Origin of the sequence: Diaphorobacter sp., assembly GCF_050251835.1 — a bacterium.
Classification (GTDB): domain Bacteria; phylum Pseudomonadota; class Gammaproteobacteria; order Burkholderiales; family Burkholderiaceae_C; genus JBFXIE01.
This window is the reverse complement of the sequence record NZ_JBFWLZ010000003.1, coordinates 35,801-54,983: the sequence shown is the minus strand read 5'-3', so window position 1 is coordinate 54,983 and position 19,183 is coordinate 35,801. Positions and strand designations below refer to the sequence as shown.

The following is a 19,183-nucleotide window of genomic DNA, read 5'->3' as shown; positions in this document are numbered from 1 at the left end:
GCAGATGCCCCGCTTTTTTTATATGCAGCGGTCGCAATGCCGCAGAAGCGCCACTAGAGAGCACGAGGATAAGGGCGTACCCAAGACCCCCATCCCACTCTTTGACGGTGTCAGCGTCTTGACTCGGTAAACATCAATCCATTGATATTTCAACTAATCTTGAAGTGTAAAATCATATCAAGGAGTTGAACATGAACATGGGTATCAACGGCATGGGCCGCATCGGCCGTCTGGCGCTGCGCGCCGCACTGGGTGCAGCCGAGCGCCCCGGCGACGACCCGCGGGCGGGCAATCGGCTGAACGTGGTGCACCTCAACGAGATCAAGGGCGGCCCCGAGGCCACCGCGCACCTGCTGGCCTTTGACAGCGTGCAGGGTCGCTGGCGTGCCGACATCGCCACAGAGGGCGATGCCGCCATTCGTATCGACGACCAGCGCCTGTCCTTCAGCAGCCACGCCACTGCGGCAGAAATTCCCTGGGGCGACCTGGGTGTGGACGTGGTGCTGGAGTGCACCGGCAAGTTTCTGACGCCCGAAACGCTACAAGGCCACCTGGACCGGGGTGCCAAGCGGGTGATCGTGGCGGCGCCGGTCAAGGTAGGCAATGTGCTGAACATCGTGGTCGGCGTCAACCACGCGCAGTACGACCCTGCGCGCGACCGCATCGTGACGGCAGCGTCGTGCACCACCAACTGCCTGGCGCCGGTAGTCAAGGTGATCCACGAAAACCTGGGCATTCGCCACGGCCAGATCACCACTTTGCACGACCCGACCAACACCAATCTGGTGGTGGATGCGCCGCACAAGGATTTGCGCCGCGCCCGCAGCGCCCTATTGAGCCTGGCGCCCACCACCACCGGCAGCGCCACTGCCATTGCGCTGATCTACCCCGAGCTCAAGGGCAAACTCAACGGCCATGCGGTGCGCGTGCCGGTGCTCAATGCTTCGCTGACCGACTGCGTGTTCGAGCTGCAGCGCGCCACCACGGCCGAAGAGGTCAACGCGCTGTTTGCCGCCGCCGCTCAGGGCCTGCTGGCCGGCATCCTGGGTTTTGAGACCCGCCCGCTGGTCAGCGCCGACTACGCCCGCGACACGCGCAGCAGCATCGTCGATGGCCCCTCCACGCTGGTGACCGACGGCACGCTGCTCAAGGTGTATGCCTGGTACGACAACGAGATGGGCTACGCCTGCCGCATGGTCGATCTGGCCTGCCACATGCAAGCTGTCGGAATCTGATCTGCCATGCCGCAATCCGCACCCTCCTCGTCGCCCGGCGCTACCCAGGCCGTGCGCAACTACGCCATCGTCACCGCTGCTTACTGGTGTTTCACGCTGACCGACGGCGCTCTGCGCATGCTGGTGCTGTTGCACTTTTACCGACTGGGCTATTCGCCGTTCACCCTGGCTTTTTTGTTCCTGCTCTACGAGGCTGCGGGCATCGTGGCCAACCTGGTGGGCGGCTGGCTGGCTACGCGCTACGGCATCACGCGCATGCTGGGTGTGGGGCTGGTGACGCAAATCATCGGCTTCACACTGCTGTCCATGCTGCAGCCCGACTGGGGCCCCACGCTGTCGGTGGCCTGGGTGGTGCTGGCGCAGGGCGTGTGCGGGGTCGCCAAGGACTTGACCAAGACTGCCAGCAAGTCAGCCATCAAGGTCACGCAGGCGCAGGCCAAGGACCAGGGCGCAAGCCAATTGTTCAAGTGGGTGGCCTGGTTCACCGGCAGCAAGAACGCGATGAAAGGCGTGGGCTTTTTCCTGGGCGGGCTGCTGCTGCAGACGCTGGGCTTTCAAGCGTCGCTGTGGGCCATGGCCGGTTTGCTGACGCTGGTGCTGCTGGCCGTGGCCACCGCGCTGCCCCGCATGATGGGCAAGAGCAAGGCATCTAAAAGCGCCAAGGAACTGTTTGCCAAGAACGCCGGCATCAACCTGCTGGCAGCTGCACGGGTGGGCCTGTTTGGCGCGCGCGATGTGTGGTTTGTCGTCGGCGTGCCAGTGTTTCTGTACTCGGTGGGCTGGAGCTTCACCATGGTTGGCGGCTTTCTGGCAGCCTGGACCATCGGATACGGCCTGGTGCAAGCTTTGGCGCCGCAGATCGTGCGCCGCAGCGCGGACGGCCTGAGCCGCGAAGTGCCCGCAGCGCGCCACTGGTCCGCAGCGCTGGCCCTGGTGCCGCTGGCCCTGGCACTGGCCGTGGCGCTGCAGGCCCCGGCGCTCGAATGGGTGGTGGTCGGCGGCCTGGCGGTGTTCGGGTTTGCGTTTGCGGTCAACTCTTCGGTGCACTCGTATCTGGTGCTGGCCTATGCCGGGTCGGAAAAAGCCGCCGAGGACGTGGGCTTTTACTACGCAGCCAATGCCCTGGGGCGCTTTCTGGGCACGCTGCTGTCGGGTCTGCTGTACCAATGGGGTGGGCTGCTGGCCGCGCTGCTGGGCTCTGCCGCCATGCTGGCGCTGTGCTGGCTGGTGACCCTGGGGCTGCCCACCACCCGGCCCGTCTCAACGAGAGCCGCATGAGAGCCGCCGACCTGACCGACGCCCAGGCCGTGCAGGCCCTGGCCGCGCTGGCCCAGGAATCACGCCTGCGCGTGTTCCGCCTGCTGGTGGTGGCCGGCCCCGAGGGCGCCACCCCCAGCCAGATCGCCGAACAGCTGGGCCTGTCGCCCACCTCGCTGTCGTTTCATCTCAAAGAGCTGATGCACGCGCGTTTGGTGACGCAACAGCGCCAGGGCCGCAACCTGCGCTACCGCGCCCACATCGCTGCGATGAACGCACTGCTGGACTTTCTGACCGCCAACTGCTGCCAGGGCCAGCCCTGCCTGGATACGCCTGACAGCCGCTGCGCCGCCGATTTCCCCCAACCTGGAGAAACCATGACCACTCCGATCTACAACGTTCTGTTTTTGTGCACCGGCAACTCTGCCCGCAGCATCATGGCCGAGGCCCTGCTCAACCAGCTGGGCCGGGGCAAGTTCCGCGCCTACAGCGCCGGCAGCCACCCCCGGGGCACCGTGCACCCCCAGGCACTGGACGCGCTCACCCGCAACCAGGTCAGCACCGAGGGCCTGCACAGCAAGTCGTGGGACGAGTTCGCCAAGCCAGACGCCCCGGTCATGCACTTTGTGCTGACGGTGTGCGACAAGGCCGCCGGCGAAACCTGCCCCCTGTTGCCGGGCCAGCCCATGTCCGCCCACTGGGGCGTGCCCGACCCGGTGGGAGCCGTCGGCAGCGAAGAAGAAATCCGCAAGGCCTATTCAGACGCCTTTCTGATCCTGCACCGCCGCATCAGCCTGTTTCTGAGCCTGCCCATCGAAAAGCTGGATCACCTGTCGCTGCAAAGCGAAATGAGCCAGATCGGCCGCCAGCCGGCCTGAACGCCTGCCCCGCCTGCAGTACCGCAGCCCATTTTTTGCCGGAGCCCCCAGTATGGGATTGTTTGAACGCTTTTTGACCGTCTGGGTGGCCCTGGGCATTGCCGCAGGCGTGGGCCTGGGCCTGTGGGCGCCTGCGGCCTTCCAGGCGATTGCCGCGCTGGAGATTGCCCATGTGAACCTGGTCGTGGCCGTGTTCATCTGGGTGATGATCTACCCGATGATGATCCAGATCGACTGGGGCGCCGTGAAGGAAGTGGGCCAAAAGCCCCGCGGCCTGCTGCTGACCCTGGCGGTCAACTGGCTGATCAAGCCCTTCACCATGGCAGCCCTGGGCGTGCTGTTCTTCCAGCACCTGTTTGCCCCCTGGGTGGACCCGCAATCGGCCCAGGAATACATCGCCGGCATGATCTTGCTGGGCGTGGCGCCCTGCACGGCGATGGTGTTCGTCTGGAGCCAGCTGGTGAAGGGCGACGCCAGCTACACGCTGGTGCAGGTATCGGTCAACGACCTGATCATGGTGGTGGCCTTTGCGCCGATTGCCGCCTTTTTGCTGGGCGTGACCGACGTGGCCGTGCCCTGGCAAACCCTGGTGCTGTCCACCGTGCTGTACGTGGTGCTGCCGCTGGCGGCAGGCATGGCTACCCGCCATGCGCTGCAGCGGCGATCAAGCCATGCCGTGGCCGACTTCGTCGCCCGGCTCAAGCCCTGGTCGGTGGCCGGGCTGATTGCCACCGTGGTGCTGCTGTTCGGCTTTCAGGCAGAAACCATCGTGGCCCAGCCGGGCGTGATTGGCCTGATTGCAGTGCCGCTGGTGCTGCAAACCTACGGCATCTTCTTTTTGAGCTGGTGGGCCGCCAAATGGCTGCGTCTGCCGCACGACGTCGCCGGGCCTGCCTGTTTGATCGGCACCTCCAACTTTTTTGAGCTGGCAGTGGCCGTGGCGATTTCGCTGTTCGGCCTGAACTCCGGCGCCGCGCTGGCCACCGTGGTGGGCGTGCTGGTCGAGGTGCCGGTGATGCTGTCGCTGGTGGCCATGGTCAACGCCTGGCGCCCGGCGGGCGAAGCTTGAATCTGAAGTTGCCCGGCTCAGCCTCTTAATCCACCACCGTCAGCTTGGCCACGCTCAGCGCCAGCCACTTGGTGCCGTGGCGTGCAAAGCTGACCTGGGCACGCGCATCGTCGCCGGCGCCCTCAATGGCCAGCACCTTGCCTTCGCCAAACTTGGTGTGAAACACGGCAATGCCGGCGCGCAGACCATGCGCCGGGGCGGCTTTCTGGGGCGGCACCGGCGGGCTGGCAAAGGTTTCAGACTTGAAGCCAAATGGGCCTCTGGCGCTTGATCCATAAGCGCCACCAGCTCCTGTATTAGGAGCAAAAGTACCAAACCCCTGCTGCTTTGGCGTGATCCACTTGAGTGCGCCCTCGGGCAGCTCGTCAAAGAAGCGGCTCTTGACGTTGTAGCGCGTCTGGCCATGCAGCATGCGCGTTTGCGAGTGGCTCAGGTACAGGCGCTTGCGCGCGCGCGTGATGGCCACGTACATCAGGCGGCGCTCTTCCTCCAGACCGCCCTGGTCGCTCAGGGCGTTTTCGTGCGGGAACAGGCCTTCCTCGATGCCGCCGATGAACACGGCATCAAACTCCAGCCCCTTGGAGGCGTGCACGGTCATCAATTGCACGGCGTCCTGCCCGGCCTGGGCCTGGTTGTCACCGGCTTCGAGCGCGGCGTGGGTCAAAAAGGCAGCCAGGGGCGAGAGGGTTTCACCAGTGTCGGCATCCACCACGCCGGGCACGGTCGGCCTCAAGGGTTCGCCCAGCAGCGGCGCATTTACATCCAGCCCCTGGCTGGCGGGGCTTTGCGTGAGCGGGCTGCCGTGCTCGTCCAGCGGCAGGGCCACGGCGTCACGGCCAAAGCCTTCTTGCGTGACAAAGCTCTCGGCGGCGTTGACCAGTTCTTCCAGATTCTCGATGCGGTCCGCGCCTTCTTTTTCGCTGCGAAAGTGCTCGATCAGGCCGGTGGCGTCCAGCATGCGCTCGATGATGCTGCGCAGGTTCTGCCCCTGGGTCTGCTCGCGCAGCACATCAATCATGGCCACAAACGCGCCCAGGTTGGCGCCTGCCTTGCCGGGCACGGCGCTCACGGCGTCGTGCAGCGAGCAGCCCGCGCTGCGCGCCGCGTCCTGCAGCACCTCGATGCTGCGCGCGCCAATGCCGCGCGGCGGAAAGTTGACCACGCGCGCAAAGCTGGTGTCGTCATGCGGGTTCTCCAGCAGGCGCAGGTAGGCCAGCGCGTGCTTGATTTCGGCGCGCTCGAAAAAGCGCAGGCCGCCGTACACGCGGTACGGCACGGCAGCATTGAACAGCGCGGTTTCAATCACGCGGCTTTGCGCGTTGCTGCGGTAGAGCACGGCGATCTCGCGGCGCTCAAAGCCGTCGTTCTTCACCAGTTGCTTGATCTCGTCCACCATCCACTGCGCCTCGGCCAGGTCGCTGGTGGCCTCGTACACGCGCACGGGCTCGCCCGCGCCCTGCGTGGTGCGCAGGTTTTTGCCCAGGCGGCGGCTGTTGTGGCTGATCAGCGCATTGGCCGAGTCCAGAATGTTGCTGTAACTGCGGTAGTTCTGCTCCAGCTTGATCTGGTGCCGGACGTTGAACTCCCGCACAAAGTCCTGCATGTTGCCCACACGCGCGCCGCGAAAGGCGTAGATGCTCTGGTCATCGTCGCCCACGGCAATCACGCTGCCGTGGGCCTCGAAGCGGCCGTTCACCTCGTCGCCGGCCAGCTGCTTGAGCCACAGGTACTGCAGGCGGTTGGTGTCCTGAAACTCGTCCACCAGAATGTGCGCAAAACGCCGCTGGTAATGCGCGCGGATGGGGTCGTTGTCGCGCAAAAGCTCGTAACTGCGCAGCATCAGTTCGCCAAAATCGACCACGCCTTCGCGCTGGCATTGGTCCTCGTACAGCTGGTAAAGCTCGACCTTTTTGCGCGTATCCGGGTCAGAGGCGACCACGTCGCGCGGGCGCCGGCCCTCTTCCTTGCAGCCGGCAATGAAGTACTGCAGTTGCTTGGGCGGAAAGCGCTCGTCATCCACGTTGTGCTGCTTGCACAGCCGCTTGATGGCCGAGAGCTGATCCTGCGTGTCCAGGATCTGGAAGGTCTGCGCCAGGCCCGCCGCCTTGTGGTGCGCGCGCAGCAGGCGGTTGCACAGGCCGTGAAAGGTGCCGATCCACATGCCGCGCACGTTCACCGGCAGCATGGCTGTCAGGCGCGCCACCATCTCCTTGGCGGCCTTGTTGGTGAAGGTGACGGCCAGAATGCCGCCGGGCGTGGCCTGGCCGTTTTGCAGCAGCCAGGCAATGCGCGTGGTGAGCACGCGCGTCTTGCCCGAACCTGCGCCCGCCAGAATGAGGGCATGGCCGGCGGGCAGCGTGACGGCAGCAAGCTGCTCGGGGTTGAGGTGGGCCAGCAGGGGCGAAGCGGCGGCGGCACCGGTGTTCGGGGCGCCCAGAAACGGGTCTTGTGGGGACATGGGGCCATTGTAGAAAGCGCCCCGGCCCCGCGACGACCCCAGTGACGAAGGCCGGCCGCCCCCCAGAGCCAGCCAGGTCAAATCCCATCAAAACTGATAGCTGTCAGCGCTTGCCTATAAAGGGCTAAAGGCATTTTTTGCACAAATCGTCGCAAATGAACCGGACTGGCCCCGGCGTTGCCCGCAGTTTTGACAAGCCGCCCGGTGGCGCCGGATACTTGGCGAAGTGCGCCCCTCTCTCACCACCGCCTGACCCGCATCATGGGTGTTTCAGCCGTTACTCCAGCACCAGGCGACTTTGCTGCCCCCCACCTGACAACCCGGGCGGTTCGGCGCGTGCCGGCTGCAGCCGATGCGCCCCAGAACGCTCCTGGCAGCGCCCCCCGGTCCCGGACGGACGACAGCATTGACGCCGCGACCTCACGGAACAACGCCAAGCTCAGAACCCGCGACAGGCAGGTGCGGCAACATGAGGCGGCGCAACAGCCAGCGCAATGCACTCAGCGTGTTTGCGTAAATCATTAGGACACCGGGTAAACACATGGAAATCTTCGACTACGACCACATCCTTTTGCTGCCACGCAAATGCCGCGTGAACAGCCGATCGGAATGCGACACCAGCGTCGAGCTGGGCGGGCGGCGCTTTCGCATCCCGGTAGTGCCCGCCAACATGAAGACGGTGGTGGACGAGAACATCTGCACCTGGCTGGCGCACAACGGCTACTTCTACGTCATGCACCGCTTCGACCTGGACAACCTGCAGTTTGTGCGCAGCATGCGCGCCAAGGGGTGCTACGCCTCGATCTCGCTGGGCGTCAAACAGCCGGACTACGACACCGTGGACCAGTTGGTGGCCGAAGGCCTGTGCCCCGAATACATCACCATCGACATTGCCCACGGCCATGCCGACAGCGTCAAGGCGATGGTCGGCTATCTGAAGGACAAACTGCCCCAGGCCTTCGTGATTGCCGGGAACGTGGCCACGCCCGAGGCCGTGATCGACCTGGAAAACTGGGGGGCAGACGCCACCAAGGTCGGCGTGGGCCCGGGCAAGGTGTGCATCACCAAGCTGAAAACAGGCTTTGGCACGGGCGGCTGGCAACTATCCGCCCTGAAGTGGTGCGCACGCGTGGCCACCAAACCCATCATTGCCGACGGCGGCATCCGCAGCCATGGTGACATTGCCAAGAGCGTGCGCTTTGGCGCCACCATGGTGATGGCAGGCGCCCTGTTCGCAGGCCATGAGGAATCGCCGGGCCGCACCGTGGAGGTGAACGGCGAACTGTTCAAGGAATACTATGGCTCGGCCAGCGACTTCAACAAGGGCGAGTACCGGCATGTTGAAGGCAAGCGCATCCTGGAGCCCCTCAAAGGCCCGCTGGCCGACACACTCATCGAGATGGAGCAGGACGTGCAAAGCTCCATCAGCTATTCGGGCGGCAAGAAGCTGATGGACATCCGCAAGGTGAACTACGTGATCCTGGGCGGCGACAACGCGGGTGAGCATTTGCTGATGTAATTTTTTTGCCAAATTTGCCAAGTGCACAAAAAAGTTGATGCATAATCCTTGGCTGTGCTGCAACGCGGCACCCTAAAAATAGGGCTCTTAGCTCAGTTGGTAGAGCAGCGGACTCTTAATCCGTTGGTCGAAGGTTCGAATCCTTCAGGGCCCACCAAGACCTGCCTCTCGGCACACAAAACCCCGCTGTCACAAACGCAGCGGGGTTTTTTCTTTTCTCTACCGGGGATCGATCGTTGCCACAATTGCAGCCTCCGATGCGCGCCCCTTTTTCGAGAGACTGCAACTGCACCGCCGCCGCCACTGCGGGTTTGGCGAGACCCGCGCCCACGAATACCCCGGCCACCTGCGCGTGGCCATTGAGAACATGCCTTGCGCGCCGGGGGTGTATATCTTTCACGGTGCCGATGGGGACTTGCCGCTGCACATCGGCAAGAGCGTCAATTCGCGCAGCCACCTGCTGGCCCTACCCGGGCGCCACTGGTCTGGTGGAGCGCGATGGCGGCTGGCAGCAGATCCACGTCATCCGCCACTGGCACCACCTGGGCAGCGCCGCTGATGTGCATGCAGCCCGGCGACTGGATACGGTGGCGCCGGGCTTTGATGCGCACGGCTACAAGATCCTGTGCAAGCCCATCCTGAATGGCCGTGCCGAGATCATCCTGCTGTAGCGACTCCCCCGCGCTAAGAGCCAGCAAGCACCCCCGCCAATGCCGCCCTGCCCGGCAGGCGTGGAGTCCGTCTGCCCGTCGATAATGCGTGCACCATGCATGTTCTGCGCAATGCTCCACGCCTGGCGCGCCTGTTGCTGGCGTGCTTTGTCCTGTCGCTGGGTGTGGCGATGGCGTCACCCTGGGTACAGGCAGGGCCGCTGAACGGCGGCTGGGAACGTGTCTGCAGCGCATCGGGCGAGGAGCGCTGGGTGGCGGTCAGCGGCAATACTGCGACGGACACCGACAGCACTGCCCATCGCGCGCACACGCTGGACTGCGCATTGTGTCTGCCATTCCTGCTGCCCCCGCCAGACGGTGCTGCGCTGCACGGCTTAGGGCAGCCGGCTCACATGTTTGCGCGGTCTGCCTTGCGCCAGACGCATGTGCCGGCACTCAGCCGCGCACCTTTGCCTGCGCGCGGGCCGCCCGGCGCCTCTTCGACACCCCCCTTCCTCGGCTGACCGCGGCTCGCAGCGTGCATCTGCGCAGCCCTTGCTGCGGCCTGCCTGGGCGGCGCCATCGCGCCAGCCCGTCGATTTTTGATTCAAGGATTTTTCATGTTCGCAAAACTCTCCGTATTTCGCATTGCAACCGCCGCTGCCTTGTTGTTGGCCGGCGCGGCCCACGCACAGGTCAGCGTGCAAGAGCCCTGGGTGCGCGCCACCGTGCCGCAGCAAAAGGCCACGGGGGCCTTCATGCGGCTGCAGGCTGCGCAGGACGCACGCCTGGTCGGCGCCAGCAGCCCAGTGGCCGGAGTGACCGAGGTGCACGAGATGAAACTGGTGGACGACGTGATGAAGATGCGCCCCATCACCGCCCTGGAGTTGCCCGCGGGCCAGGCCGTGGAGCTCAGGCCCGGCGGCTACCACATCATGCTGATGGATCTGAAGCAGCCTGTGCCCCAGGGCGCCACCGTGCCGCTGACTCTGGTGTTTGAAGACAAGGATGGCCAGCGCACCACGCAGCAGGTACAAGCCAGCGTGCGCGCAGTCAATGCCGCGGCCACACCAGCAATGGGTCATGGCAAACCGCATGGCGGTCATTGAGCAGCTACTTCTCTCTGTAGCCTTTTAAGGCGCCAGCGCTTGCAGGACAAGCGCTGGCAGCTACTAATAAAGTAGCAAATACACCCAATTGCCGACTGCGCTGCTGCGGTGCGTGGCCGATAATGCGCCGCCGCGCGCCGCGCTGGGCAATGCCTTGCAAAGTGCCCTTCTTGACATCCGCATCGGTATGTGCGTTCGTAGCCACTGCGCCGCATCACCTCTTTCACCACCTGCCCCCGCCTCACCCGCCCCATGCATCCTGACGCAGAACACCTATGGCGCGCGCCGCGCTGGGCTCTTGCCATTTTGTTGGCCCTGCTGGGCATGGTGGGGCCTTTTGCCATCGACACCTACCTGCCCGCGTTCTCGGCCATCGCCGGTGCGCTGGGCGCCTCGCCGGTGCAGATGCAGCAGACGCTGTCGGTCTATCTGTTCGCGTTTGCGTTCATGACGCTGTTCCACGGCTCGCTGTCCGACAGCTTTGGGCGCCGGCCCGTGGTGCTGTGGGGCCTGGCGGTGTTCACGCTGGCATCGATGGGCTGCGCGCTGTCGCAGAACATCGGCCAGCTGGTGCTGTTTCGGGCGTTGCAGGGTTTGTCGGCGGGCGCGGGCATCGTGGTGTCGCGCGCAGTGATCCGCGACATGTTCCCGCCCATGCAGGCGCAGCGGGTAATGGCCCAGGTGACCCTCTTTTTTGGCGCGGCGCCCGCCATTGCCCCCATCGTTGGCGGCTGGCTGTCGGTGCACCTGGGCTGGCACAGCGTGTTCTGGTTTCTGACCGGCGTGGGCCTGCTGCTGTGGCTGGCCAACTGGCGGCTGCTGCCCGAATCCCTGCCGCCCAAAGACCGCCAGCCGCTGCACATGGGCCACCTGCTGCGCGGCTACTGGGAGCTGGGCACCAGCCCGCGCTTCATGCTGCTGGCGCTGGCCAGCGGCGTGCCGTTCAACGGCATGTTTTTGTATGTGCTGTCGGCCCCGGCTTTCCTGGGTGAGCTGCTGGAGCTGGGCCCCACGCAGTTCTTCTGGCTGTTTCTGGTCACCATCACCGGCATCATGGGCGGCGCCTGGTGCAGCGGTCGGCTGGCGGGGCGCATACCGCCAAAGCGCCAGATTCGCCACGGCTTCGTGATCATGCTGGCGATGGCGCTGCTCAACCTGGGTGCCAACCTGGTGCTGGCGCCGCACGTGTCCTGGGCGCTGTGGCCCATAGGCATCTTCTCTTTTGGCTGGGCGCTGATGGTGCCCGTGGTCACGCTGCTGGTGCTGGACTTGTTCCCGCAGCGCCGGGGCATGGCGTCATCGCTGCAGGCTTTTGTGGGCGCCACGGCCAACGGGCTGGTGGCTGGCGTGGTGGCGCCGCTGGTGATGCACTCTGGCGTGGCTCTGGCAGCCACGTCGCTGGCGCTGATGCTGGTGGGACTGGTGTCGTGGATCTACCTGCACCACCGCTGGCCGGACATCGGGCGCACCGCATCGCACGCCTGATCGCGCCAGCCAGCCGCCGCGCTGGCGCTATTGCTGCCAGGTGACTACGCCACTCCAGGCGGTGGCCAGCACCACCACCCCGAAGACGATGCGATACCAGGCAAACGGCACGAAGCTGTGCGTGCTGATGTAGCGCAGCAGCCAGCGCACGCACAGCCAGGCGCTGATGAACGAAAACACCAGACCCACGCCAAACATCGGAATGTCTGCCGCCGACAACAGCGCGCGCTCTTTGTACAGGCTGTAGGCACCGGCGCCAATCAGCGTGGGAATGGCAAGAAAGAACGAATAGTCGGTCGCCGCCTTGCGCGACAGGCCCAGCAGCATGCCGCCGATGATGGTGGCGCCGCTGCGGCTGGTGCCGGGCACCATGGCCAGGCACTGCACCAGGCCCACCTTCAGCGCGTCCAGCGGCGTCATGTCATCGACGGACTGGATGCGCACGGCCACCTGCTGTCGGCGCTCGGCCCACAAAATGATCAGCCCGCCCAGAATGAAGGTGCTCGCCACCACCACGGGAGTGAACAGATGCGCCTTGATGGCCTTGCCCAGCAGCAGCCCCAGCAACACGGCGGGGAAAAAGCCGATCAACACATTCAAGGTGAAACGCTGGGCCTGCCGCTGGCTGGGCAGCGCCACCAGGGTGTCGCGGATGCGCTGCCAGTACACCAGAATGACCGCGAAGATGGCGCCCGTCTGGATGGCAATGTCAAACACCTTGGCCTTGGCATCGTCAAACCCCAGCAGGGACCCCGCAAGAATCAGATGGCCGGTGGAAGAAATGGGCAGAAATTCGGTCAGCCCTTCGACCACGCCCATGATGGCGGCCTTGAGCAGCAAGAGGGTATCCACGCAAACGTCCTGACAAAAAACCAAAGCGCAGATTATCGGCCCCGCGCAGACTGCCCCCGCTACTGCGCCGGCAGCTATCAAAAACAAAGCGCCACAGCGCCACCGCCCTCTGCGACCAGGCTTTTCACAGCGAGCTGGCGCTGGAGCCGTCGCCGCGGTACAGCCACGGCACGTCCAGCAGGCGCTCGCCCAGCAGGCGCAAGGCCAGGTCGCGCCCCCAGCGCACGGGGCCAGTGGCGTGGAAGATGCGGCCGTTGCGGCGCGCGCGCTCTTGCACGCGGGCGTTGCGCTGCCAGCGGTTGAGCGCGTAGCGGCGCAGGCGCAGGGTCACCTCCAGGTCGTGCATGGACAGGGCGCGCTGCAGCTCGGCCGCGTCTTCAATGGCCATGCCCGCGCCCTGCGCCAGATAGGGGCGCATGGGGTGGGCCGCGTCGCCCACCAGGGCCACCAGGCCGCGTGCCATCTCGTGCGGACCGGCGACGGGCGGGCGGTCCAGCAGCGGCCACAGGCGCCAGCCGCCGCCGGCCTGGGGCACGGCTTTGATCAAGTCTTGCAGTGGCGCGCAGGTGCGGGCCAGCGCGGCCTCCAGGTCGGCGGCGTTGGCGCTGTGGTCCCAGCCATCCAGATCGGCGGGCGGCTGGCCGTGGCGTATGGCCACCACGTTGAGCAGTTCGCCGCGGCGCAGCGGGTACTGCACGACATGCAGGCGTGGCCCCAGCCAGACGGTCACGTCGCCGCTGCGCAGCGGCTGCGGCAGCGCGTCCTGGCGCACCACGGCGCGGTAGGCCAGATGGCCCGACACGCGCGTGGGCGTCCGGCCCAGCAGGCAGGCGCGGGTGGCGCTGCGCAGACCGTCGGCGCCAATCAGCGCGTCGCCCTCCACATCAATCTGCCGGCCGTCGGCGTAGGCAAGCCGCACGGTGACGGCGCTGCCGTCGTCCACATGCTGCTGCACGGTCAGTCCCAGATTCAGGTGCACCTGGGGCAAGTCGCGCACCGCCTCCAGCAGCAGGGCGTGCAGATCAGCCCGGTGGATGGTGGCGTAGGCCGCGCCGTAGCGCTCTATGGCACGGGCGCCCAGGCGCAGCGCGGCCAGCTGGGCGCCGCTGCGGGCGCTGCGCACCTGCAGCCGATCGGGAAACGACGCCACCGCCTGCAGCGCACCCTGCAGGCCCCACGCCTGCAGCCGCCGCACCACGTTGGGGCCGATCTGCACGCCCGCGCCCACTTCTGAAAAAGCGTCGGCGCGCTCGAACAGGCGCACCTCCCAACCCGCACGGGCGCTGCCCAGTGCCGCAGCCAGCCCGCCGATGCCGCCGCCGGCAATCAAGACTTGTTTTTGCATGCCCCGATTGTCGGCCCGCTTCAGCGCCGGTCAGGCCGTCAGCAACTGGCGCAGCACATAGGGCAGGATGCCGCCGGCGCGATAGTAGTCCACCTCGATGGGGGTGTCGATGCGCAGCGTGACCGTGACCTCCTGGCGCGTGCCATCGGCGCGGTGGATGACCAGGCGGGCATCGCTTTGCGGCGTGAGCGCGGCGTCGGGCAACACGTCGATCACCTCGCTGCCCGTCAGGCCCAGCGACTCCCAGGTGTCGCCTGCCTTGAACTGCAGCGGCAGCACCCCCATGCCCACCAGGTTGGAGCGGTGGATGCGCTCGAAGCTGCGCGCCACCACGGCCTTGATGCCCAGTAGCTGCGTGCCCTTGGCCGCCCAATCGCGGCTGGAGCCTGTGCCGTATTCCTCGCCCGCAAAGACCACGGTCGGCGTTTTGCTGGCGATGTACTGCATGGCGGCATCAAAGATGGGCATCTTCTGGCCCTGCATCGGTCCGTCGCCCTGGAACAGGGTCACGCCGCCCTCCTCGCGCGAGCCGCCGGGCAGCGGCGGGATCATCAGGTTTTTGATGCGCACGTTGGCAAAGGTGCCGCGCATCATGACGTCGTGGTTGCCGCGGCGCGCGCCGTAGCTGTTGAAGTCGGCCTTTTGCACGCCGTGCTGCAGCAGCCACTGGCCTGCGGGCGAGCTTTCTTTGATCGAGCCTGCGGGCGAGATGTGGTCGGTGGTGATGGAGTCGCCAAACAGCGCCATGATGCGTGCGCCCAGTACCGAATCAGCAGAATTTTCGCCTGAAGCACCCGTAGATTCTGCGCCAGCCGCTACGGAATCAAGAGCAAAACCGGCAAAGAACGGCGGTTCTGCGATGTAGGTGCTGGCGGGCCATGAATACACGTCGCCGGTCACGCCGTTGATCTTTTTCCAGAGCGCGCCGGGCTCCTTGTGCACTTTGGCGTAGTTTTCCTTGAAAGCCTTGCGGTTCATCGCGTGCTTCATCAAGGCGTGGATCTCGTCGCTGCTGGGCCACACATCGCCAAGATACACGTCGCGCCCGCCCTTGCCCCGGCCCAGGGGCTCGGTCATCAAGTCCTTGAGCACCGTGCCCGCGATCGCGTAGGCCACCACCAGCGGCGGGCTGGCCAGAAAATTGGCCTTCAGGTTGGGGTGGATGCGCGCCTCGAAGTTGCGATTGCCCGACAGCACGGCGGCGCACACCAGGTCGTTGGCGGTGATGGCCTCGTTGATCTCGGGTGCCAGGTCGCCCGCGTTGCCAATGCAGGTGGTGCAGCCGTAGCCCGCCACGGCAAAGCCGAGCTTTTCGAGGTAGGGCAGCAGCTCGGTCTTTTGCAGGTATTCAGTCACGATGCGCGAGCCGGGCGCGAGCGAAGTCTTGATGTGCGGCGCCACCCGCAGCCCCGCCTTCACGGCCTTCTTGGCCAGCAGGCCCGCGGCCAGCAGCACGCTGGGGTTGCTGGTGTTGGTGCAGCTGGTGATGGCGGCAATCAGCACGTCGCCGTTGCCGATCTTGAGCACCTGGGCCTCATCCTTCGGCAGCTCGCACACCGTGGCCGTGGCGGCGGGTGCGTGCGCGGTTTCCAGCGTCGGGCGGTTGCTCACCATCTCGACCACCGGCCGCGCGGCGCCCGGCCGGGGCTGCGGCGCCTCGGCTGCCGGGCCGCCCTCGCCGCAGCCAACGCGGTGGCGCAGCGTCAGACGCTCGGGTGGCTGGTTGAAGCCGGACTCGGCCACGGGTTTGCTGAACAACGCAGCGAACTGCCGACTCACCTGGCCCAGTTCGATGCGGTCTTGCGGGCGCTTGGGGCCTGCCAGGCTGGGCGTGACATCGCCCAGATCCAGACGCACCACCTGCGAGTAATCGATGTCTCCGGCGCGCGGCACACCGAACAGGCCCTGCGCCTTGAAGTAGGCCTCGAAGGCCTCGATCTCGCCCTTGGTGCGGCCCGTGCCCTTGAAATACTCGATGGTCTTCTCATCCACCGGAAAGAAGCCCATGGTGGCGCCGTATTCGGGCGCCATGTTGCCGATGGTGGCGCGATCAGGCAGCGCCAGAGTGCGCGTGCCCTCGCCAAAGAACTCGACAAACTTGCCCACCACCTTGTGCCGGCGCAGCAACTCAGTCACGGTGAGCACCAGATCGGTGGCGGTGACGCCCTCGCGCAGTCGCCCGGTGAGTTCAAAGCCCACCACGTCGGGCGTCAGCAAGTACACCGGCTGGCCCAGCATGGCGGCCTCGGCCTCGATGCCGCCCACACCCCAGCCCACCACGCCAATGCCATTGATCATGGTGGTGTGGCTGTCGGTGCCCACCAGCGTGTCGGGGTAATAGACCTTGCCCGCCTTGTGCACGCCGCGCGCCAGGTATTCCAGGTTGACCTGGTGCACGATGCCAAAGCCAGGGGGCACCACACCAAAGGTGTCAAAGGCCTGCATGCCCCACTTCATGAACTCGTAGCGCTCGCGGTTGCGCTGAAATTCGAGCTTCATGTTCAAGTCCAGCGCTTTTTTGGTGCCGTAGTGGTCCACCATGATGGAGTGGTCCACCACCAGATCCACGGGCACCAGCGGCTCGATTTTCTGGGGGTTCTTGCCCAGGCGCTGCGCCGCGCTGCGCATGGCGGCCAGGTCGGCCAGCAGGGGCACGCCGGTAAAGTCCTGCAGCACCACGCGCGAGACGACGAACGGGATCTCGTCCTTGCGCGGCGCATCGGGGCCCCAGTTGGCCAGTTGCTCCACATGCGCGGGCGTCACCTTGCGCCCATCGCAATTACGCAGTACCGATTCGAGCACGATGCGAATCGACACCGGCAGGCGGCTCACGCCTGGGAATTTGCGCGCCAGCGCGGGCAGCGAGTAAAACCGGCCCTCTTTGCCCGACGCCGTGGTGAAAGTCTTGAGCGTGCCGGCAAAAGCGTGGTCTGGGGTGTTGGAAGCAGCCATGGGGTACTCCAGTTGTGGGCGAAGAAGACCCATTCTGGCAGCGCACCGCCCCAAAGCCAATGCGGCAATGCAATATCGCCCATCTGGCTGACGGCGGCAAAATCTCCACCGCCAGTCTCCATCAGCCACGTCCGTGAAACAACAGCGTTTTGGATGACCTGCATAACCCTGATGTTTCTGTGGTGATGCAGGTCAGGACGGGGCGCAAGGAGTGGTGCGATTCATCCCCCCGGATTCACTGGTGAGATCTGAGATGACGACCCATTTACAGCAAATGCCAGCAATATGAAGTCTGTGCGCTGTTCATGCACTGACGGCACAAAAGCCTTCTTCATAGCTATTTTGAATGCAAGGAAAGGCTTGATGACCAAGGAGCATAGTGCGGCATAGCACAAGAGGCTTTTCCCTCGCCGGGACTCTTGAAAAAACGCGTTGCACAATACGCAGCAACCGCCCAAGACCAGGGCTGCACGCCACTCCCCGTCACCCTGTACGCTGGCACGACAATGTGCCAAAAGAAAACCCGCCCAAGATTAGCCTGGGCGGGTCTTGTCGGCATTTGCTCATTGAAACATCGGCAATGTCTGCGTGGTTGTCAGCCGCGAGCGGCAGTCCCGCCAGAGCAAATCATCTCAAATGGCGAACTTTTCGCGGTCTTCGTTTTGAATCCACTTGGGCGCCTTGCCGCGCCCGGTCCAGGTCTGGCCGGTAACGGGGTCGCGGTATTTAGGAGCCACCTTGACGCCACCAGCGGCAGCGACACGGCCGGCCCGGCCTGCCGGGAATACATCCTGCTGCGTCAATCCATACTCGGCCACCAAATCGCGTACCTGAGCGATGGCGGATGTCAACTCGCGGCGCCGTGCTTCGTTGATTTGCTGCTCAAGGGCTTCGCGTTGCTTCAACAATTCTTTGTAGCTGGTGGTCATAGCGGTATTTACTGGCGTTAGGAATTAATAACGCGCCAATTATAGAGATGCGAATCTAGCCGTGTTACCGATTCACGAAAATTCCTTAAAAATTCGGGCTGCCTTCAATCAACACGCCAAATCCCACAGCCTGGACCCTCTTCCTTTGGTTCGGCGGACAGCCATTCAAAGAACCTTTAGCAGGTTGCACACCGCCACGAACGTGGCGCCCTGGGGCACCCGATCACCGTCTCTGCGCAGCGGTGCTTTTTGTGTCAGTGGTCGATTCAATCAGTTACTAACGCAATAACCCGCCCTGACACGATTGATCCCGCAGGCAAGCAACGCAAAAAACAGCGCCACAAGTGCTCTCTGCCAATGAAGCAGACGCCACAATAAGCCGCGATTTCCCTTCCGGGCCTGGAATCTCAGCCGGCGCGGTACAGGGCAAGCGTATCCTGAAGCAGGCTCTCATCGTCATGGGATTGCATGATCCGAAGTACACAAATAACCACAAAGGCGCCGCCGTTACCCGGTCGCTTCCCGGAAAGCACCCCGGGGCTGCGCCTGACGAGAAATTCGGCATACGTACTTTCAACAACACTGGCACAAAACCAATATGGCTCTTTATTGCGTAGGCGACATTCAAGGATGTGACGATGCCTTCGAGCGGCTGCTGTCCGCGATCGGTTTTTCTCCCAGCCGCGACACGGTGTATCTGCTGGGCGATCTGGTCAACCGTGGCCCCGGCTCGGCAACCGTGCTGCGCCGCTGCATGCAACTGGGCGACAGCGCGCGCACGGTGCTGGGCAACCATGATCTGCACCTGCTGGCCACGGCCCATGGCGTGCGCAAGCCCTCTCGGCGCGACACGCTGCAAGGCGTTTTGCAGGCCTCCGACCGGGATGCACTGCTGGACTGGGTACGCCATCAACCACTGGCACGGCGCGTGGAGCATGGCGGCCAAAGCCTGCTGATGGTGCATGCCGGCGTGCTGCCGCAATGGTCCGCGGATGACGTGCTGTGCCTGGCTGCCGAGGTGCAATCCATGCTGCAGAGCGCCGGACTGGCAGACTTTCTGCAGCAGATGTACGGCAACAGTCCCAACCATTGGGATGCCAGTCTGCAAGGCGCGGATCGGCTGCGCATCATCGTGAATGCGTTCACGCGCCTGCGGTTTTGCACGCCCGAGGGCCGCATGGATTTTGAAAGCACCGAAAGCGCCAGCCACGCGCCCGAAGGGCTGGTGCCGTGGTTTGACGCACCAGACAGGCGCACACAGGGCACGCTGATTGCGTTCGGCCACTGGTCCACGCTGGGCTGGATGAACCGCCCCGACCTGCTGGCGCTGGATACAGGCTGCGTCTGGGGCGGCTGCCTGAGCGCAGTGCGGTTTGGCACGACGCTGGCCGAGCGCGAACACTGCAAGGTGCAATGCCCGCAAGCGCAGCAGCCCGGGTAGCGAT

Annotated in this window: 15 protein-coding genes, 1 tRNA gene and 1 pseudogene; 12 read left to right on the top strand and 5 right to left on the bottom strand. The window is 64.8% G+C overall.

Annotated elements, in window-relative coordinates:
• The first annotated feature begins 191 nt into the window (after positions 1-191).
• The 5 genes and pseudogenes from AB7E35_RS01940 (at position 192) to arsB (ending at position 4,439) form a co-directional block, all read left to right on the top strand.
• On the top strand, positions 192-1,235 hold the full coding sequence (locus AB7E35_RS01940) for an ArsJ-associated glyceraldehyde-3-phosphate dehydrogenase (protein WP_428166974.1): 1,044 nt from the start codon (positions 192-194) through the stop codon (positions 1,233-1,235).
• A gap of 6 nt (positions 1,236-1,241) precedes the next feature.
• Positions 1,242-2,513 (top strand): organoarsenical effux MFS transporter ArsJ, encoded by a 1,272-nt coding sequence (gene arsJ, locus AB7E35_RS01935; RefSeq protein ID WP_428162908.1) that lies wholly within the window; start codon positions 1,242-1,244, stop codon positions 2,511-2,513.
• Positions 2,402-2,761, top strand: a pseudogene (locus AB7E35_RS01930) (ArsR/SmtB family transcription factor); the annotation flags it as partial. The gene arsJ and the pseudogene AB7E35_RS01930, both read left to right, overlap by 112 nt.
• 108 nt (positions 2,762-2,869) lie before the next feature.
• On the top strand, positions 2,870-3,370 hold the full coding sequence (locus AB7E35_RS01925; protein WP_428162926.1) for an arsenate reductase ArsC: 501 nt from the start codon (positions 2,870-2,872) through the stop codon (positions 3,368-3,370).
• Positions 3,371-3,422: 52 nt separating this feature from the next.
• Positions 3,423-4,439, top strand: a complete 1,017-nt coding sequence (gene arsB, locus AB7E35_RS01920) for an ACR3 family arsenite efflux transporter (RefSeq protein ID WP_428166973.1) — start codon at positions 3,423-3,425, stop codon at positions 4,437-4,439.
• A gap of 25 nt (positions 4,440-4,464) precedes the next feature.
• Here arsB and AB7E35_RS01915 read toward each other — a convergent pair whose 3' ends face one another.
• The gene (locus AB7E35_RS01915; RefSeq protein WP_428166972.1) at positions 4,465-6,897 is read right to left on the bottom strand and encodes a UvrD-helicase domain-containing protein; all 2,433 of its coding nucleotides are present in this window, start codon (positions 6,895-6,897) and stop codon (positions 4,465-4,467) included.
• Positions 6,898-7,438: 541 nt separating this feature from the next.
• Between AB7E35_RS01915 and AB7E35_RS01910 the strand changes: the two genes are divergently transcribed.
• The 6 genes from AB7E35_RS01910 to AB7E35_RS01885 all read left to right on the top strand — a co-directional run bounded on the left by AB7E35_RS01910 (position 7,439) and on the right by AB7E35_RS01885 (position 11,660).
• Entirely contained in the window at positions 7,439-8,416 is a 978-nt protein-coding gene (locus AB7E35_RS01910) for a GMP reductase (RefSeq protein ID WP_428162905.1), read from the top strand.
• Positions 8,417-8,497: 81 nt separating this feature from the next.
• Positions 8,498-8,573, top strand: a tRNA-Lys gene (locus AB7E35_RS01905).
• 331 nt (positions 8,574-8,904) lie between these two features.
• Positions 8,905-9,087, top strand: a complete 183-nt coding sequence (locus AB7E35_RS01900) for a hypothetical protein (RefSeq protein ID WP_428162904.1) — start codon at positions 8,905-8,907, stop codon at positions 9,085-9,087.
• Positions 9,088-9,182: 95 nt separating this feature from the next.
• Positions 9,183-9,590, top strand: coding sequence for a DUF2946 family protein (locus tag AB7E35_RS01895; protein ID WP_428162903.1), 408 nt, complete (start codon positions 9,183-9,185; stop codon positions 9,588-9,590).
• A 96-nt stretch (positions 9,591-9,686) separates the two neighbouring features.
• Positions 9,687-10,175 (top strand): copper chaperone PCu(A)C, encoded by a 489-nt coding sequence (locus AB7E35_RS01890; protein ID WP_428162902.1) that lies wholly within the window; start codon positions 9,687-9,689, stop codon positions 10,173-10,175.
• A 252-nt stretch (positions 10,176-10,427) separates the two neighbouring features.
• The gene (locus AB7E35_RS01885) at positions 10,428-11,660 is read left to right on the top strand and encodes a multidrug effflux MFS transporter (RefSeq protein WP_428162901.1); all 1,233 of its coding nucleotides are present in this window, start codon (positions 10,428-10,430) and stop codon (positions 11,658-11,660) included.
• Between the two features lie 27 nt (positions 11,661-11,687).
• Here the strand turns inward: AB7E35_RS01885 and AB7E35_RS01880 are convergent, their stop codons facing one another.
• From AB7E35_RS01880 to AB7E35_RS01865, 4 genes are all read right to left on the bottom strand, one after another.
• On the bottom strand, positions 11,688-12,512 hold the full coding sequence (locus AB7E35_RS01880) for an undecaprenyl-diphosphate phosphatase (protein WP_428162900.1): 825 nt from the start codon (positions 12,510-12,512) through the stop codon (positions 11,688-11,690).
• Positions 12,513-12,636: 124 nt separating this feature from the next.
• Positions 12,637-13,857 carry an FAD-dependent monooxygenase gene (locus AB7E35_RS01875; protein WP_428166971.1) on the bottom strand — a complete coding sequence of 407 codons (1,221 nt, stop codon included), beginning with the start codon at positions 13,855-13,857 and terminating at the stop codon, positions 12,637-12,639.
• A gap of 30 nt (positions 13,858-13,887) precedes the next feature.
• A complete protein-coding gene (locus tag AB7E35_RS01870; protein ID WP_428166970.1) occupies positions 13,888-16,809 on the bottom strand; it encodes an aconitate hydratase in 2,922 nt (973 codons plus the stop codon).
• A gap of 632 nt (positions 16,810-17,441) precedes the next feature.
• Entirely contained in the window at positions 17,442-17,738 is a 297-nt protein-coding gene (locus tag AB7E35_RS01865) for an H-NS histone family protein (RefSeq protein ID WP_428162897.1), read from the bottom strand.
• Between the two features lie 598 nt (positions 17,739-18,336).
• Here AB7E35_RS01865 and AB7E35_RS01860 point away from each other — a divergent pair.
• A complete protein-coding gene (locus AB7E35_RS01860; protein ID WP_428166969.1) occupies positions 18,337-19,179 on the top strand; it encodes a symmetrical bis(5'-nucleosyl)-tetraphosphatase in 843 nt (280 codons plus the stop codon).
• The last annotated feature ends 4 nt before the right edge of the window (positions 19,180-19,183 follow it).

Excerpts from the sequence above, each read along its gene's own strand:
- AB7E35_RS01940 (WP_428166974.1), top strand. The coding sequence starts at position 192 with ATGAACATGGGTATCAACGGCATGGGCCGCATCGGCCGTCTGGCGCTG.
- arsJ (WP_428162908.1), top strand. The coding sequence starts at position 1,242 with ATGCCGCAATCCGCACCCTCCTCGTCGCCCGGCGCTACCCAGGCCGTG.
- AB7E35_RS01925 (WP_428162926.1), top strand. The coding sequence starts at position 2,870 with ATGACCACTCCGATCTACAACGTTCTGTTTTTGTGCACCGGCAACTCT.
- arsB (WP_428166973.1), top strand. The coding sequence starts at position 3,423 with ATGGGATTGTTTGAACGCTTTTTGACCGTCTGGGTGGCCCTGGGCATT.
- AB7E35_RS01915 (WP_428166972.1), bottom strand. The coding sequence starts at position 6,897 with ATGTCCCCACAAGACCCGTTTCTGGGCGCCCCGAACACCGGTGCCGCC.
- AB7E35_RS01910 (WP_428162905.1), top strand. The coding sequence starts at position 7,439 with ATGGAAATCTTCGACTACGACCACATCCTTTTGCTGCCACGCAAATGC.
- AB7E35_RS01895 (WP_428162903.1), top strand. The coding sequence starts at position 9,183 with ATGCATGTTCTGCGCAATGCTCCACGCCTGGCGCGCCTGTTGCTGGCG.
- AB7E35_RS01890 (WP_428162902.1), top strand. The coding sequence starts at position 9,687 with ATGTTCGCAAAACTCTCCGTATTTCGCATTGCAACCGCCGCTGCCTTG.
- AB7E35_RS01885 (WP_428162901.1), top strand. The coding sequence starts at position 10,428 with ATGCATCCTGACGCAGAACACCTATGGCGCGCGCCGCGCTGGGCTCTT.
- AB7E35_RS01875 (WP_428166971.1), bottom strand. The coding sequence starts at position 13,857 with ATGCAAAAACAAGTCTTGATTGCCGGCGGCGGCATCGGCGGGCTGGCT.
- AB7E35_RS01870 (WP_428166970.1), bottom strand. The coding sequence starts at position 16,809 with ATGGCTGCTTCCAACACCCCAGACCACGCTTTTGCCGGCACGCTCAAG.
- AB7E35_RS01865 (WP_428162897.1), bottom strand. The coding sequence starts at position 17,738 with ATGACCACCAGCTACAAAGAATTGTTGAAGCAACGCGAAGCCCTTGAG.
- AB7E35_RS01860 (WP_428166969.1), top strand. The coding sequence starts at position 18,337 with ATGGCTCTTTATTGCGTAGGCGACATTCAAGGATGTGACGATGCCTTC.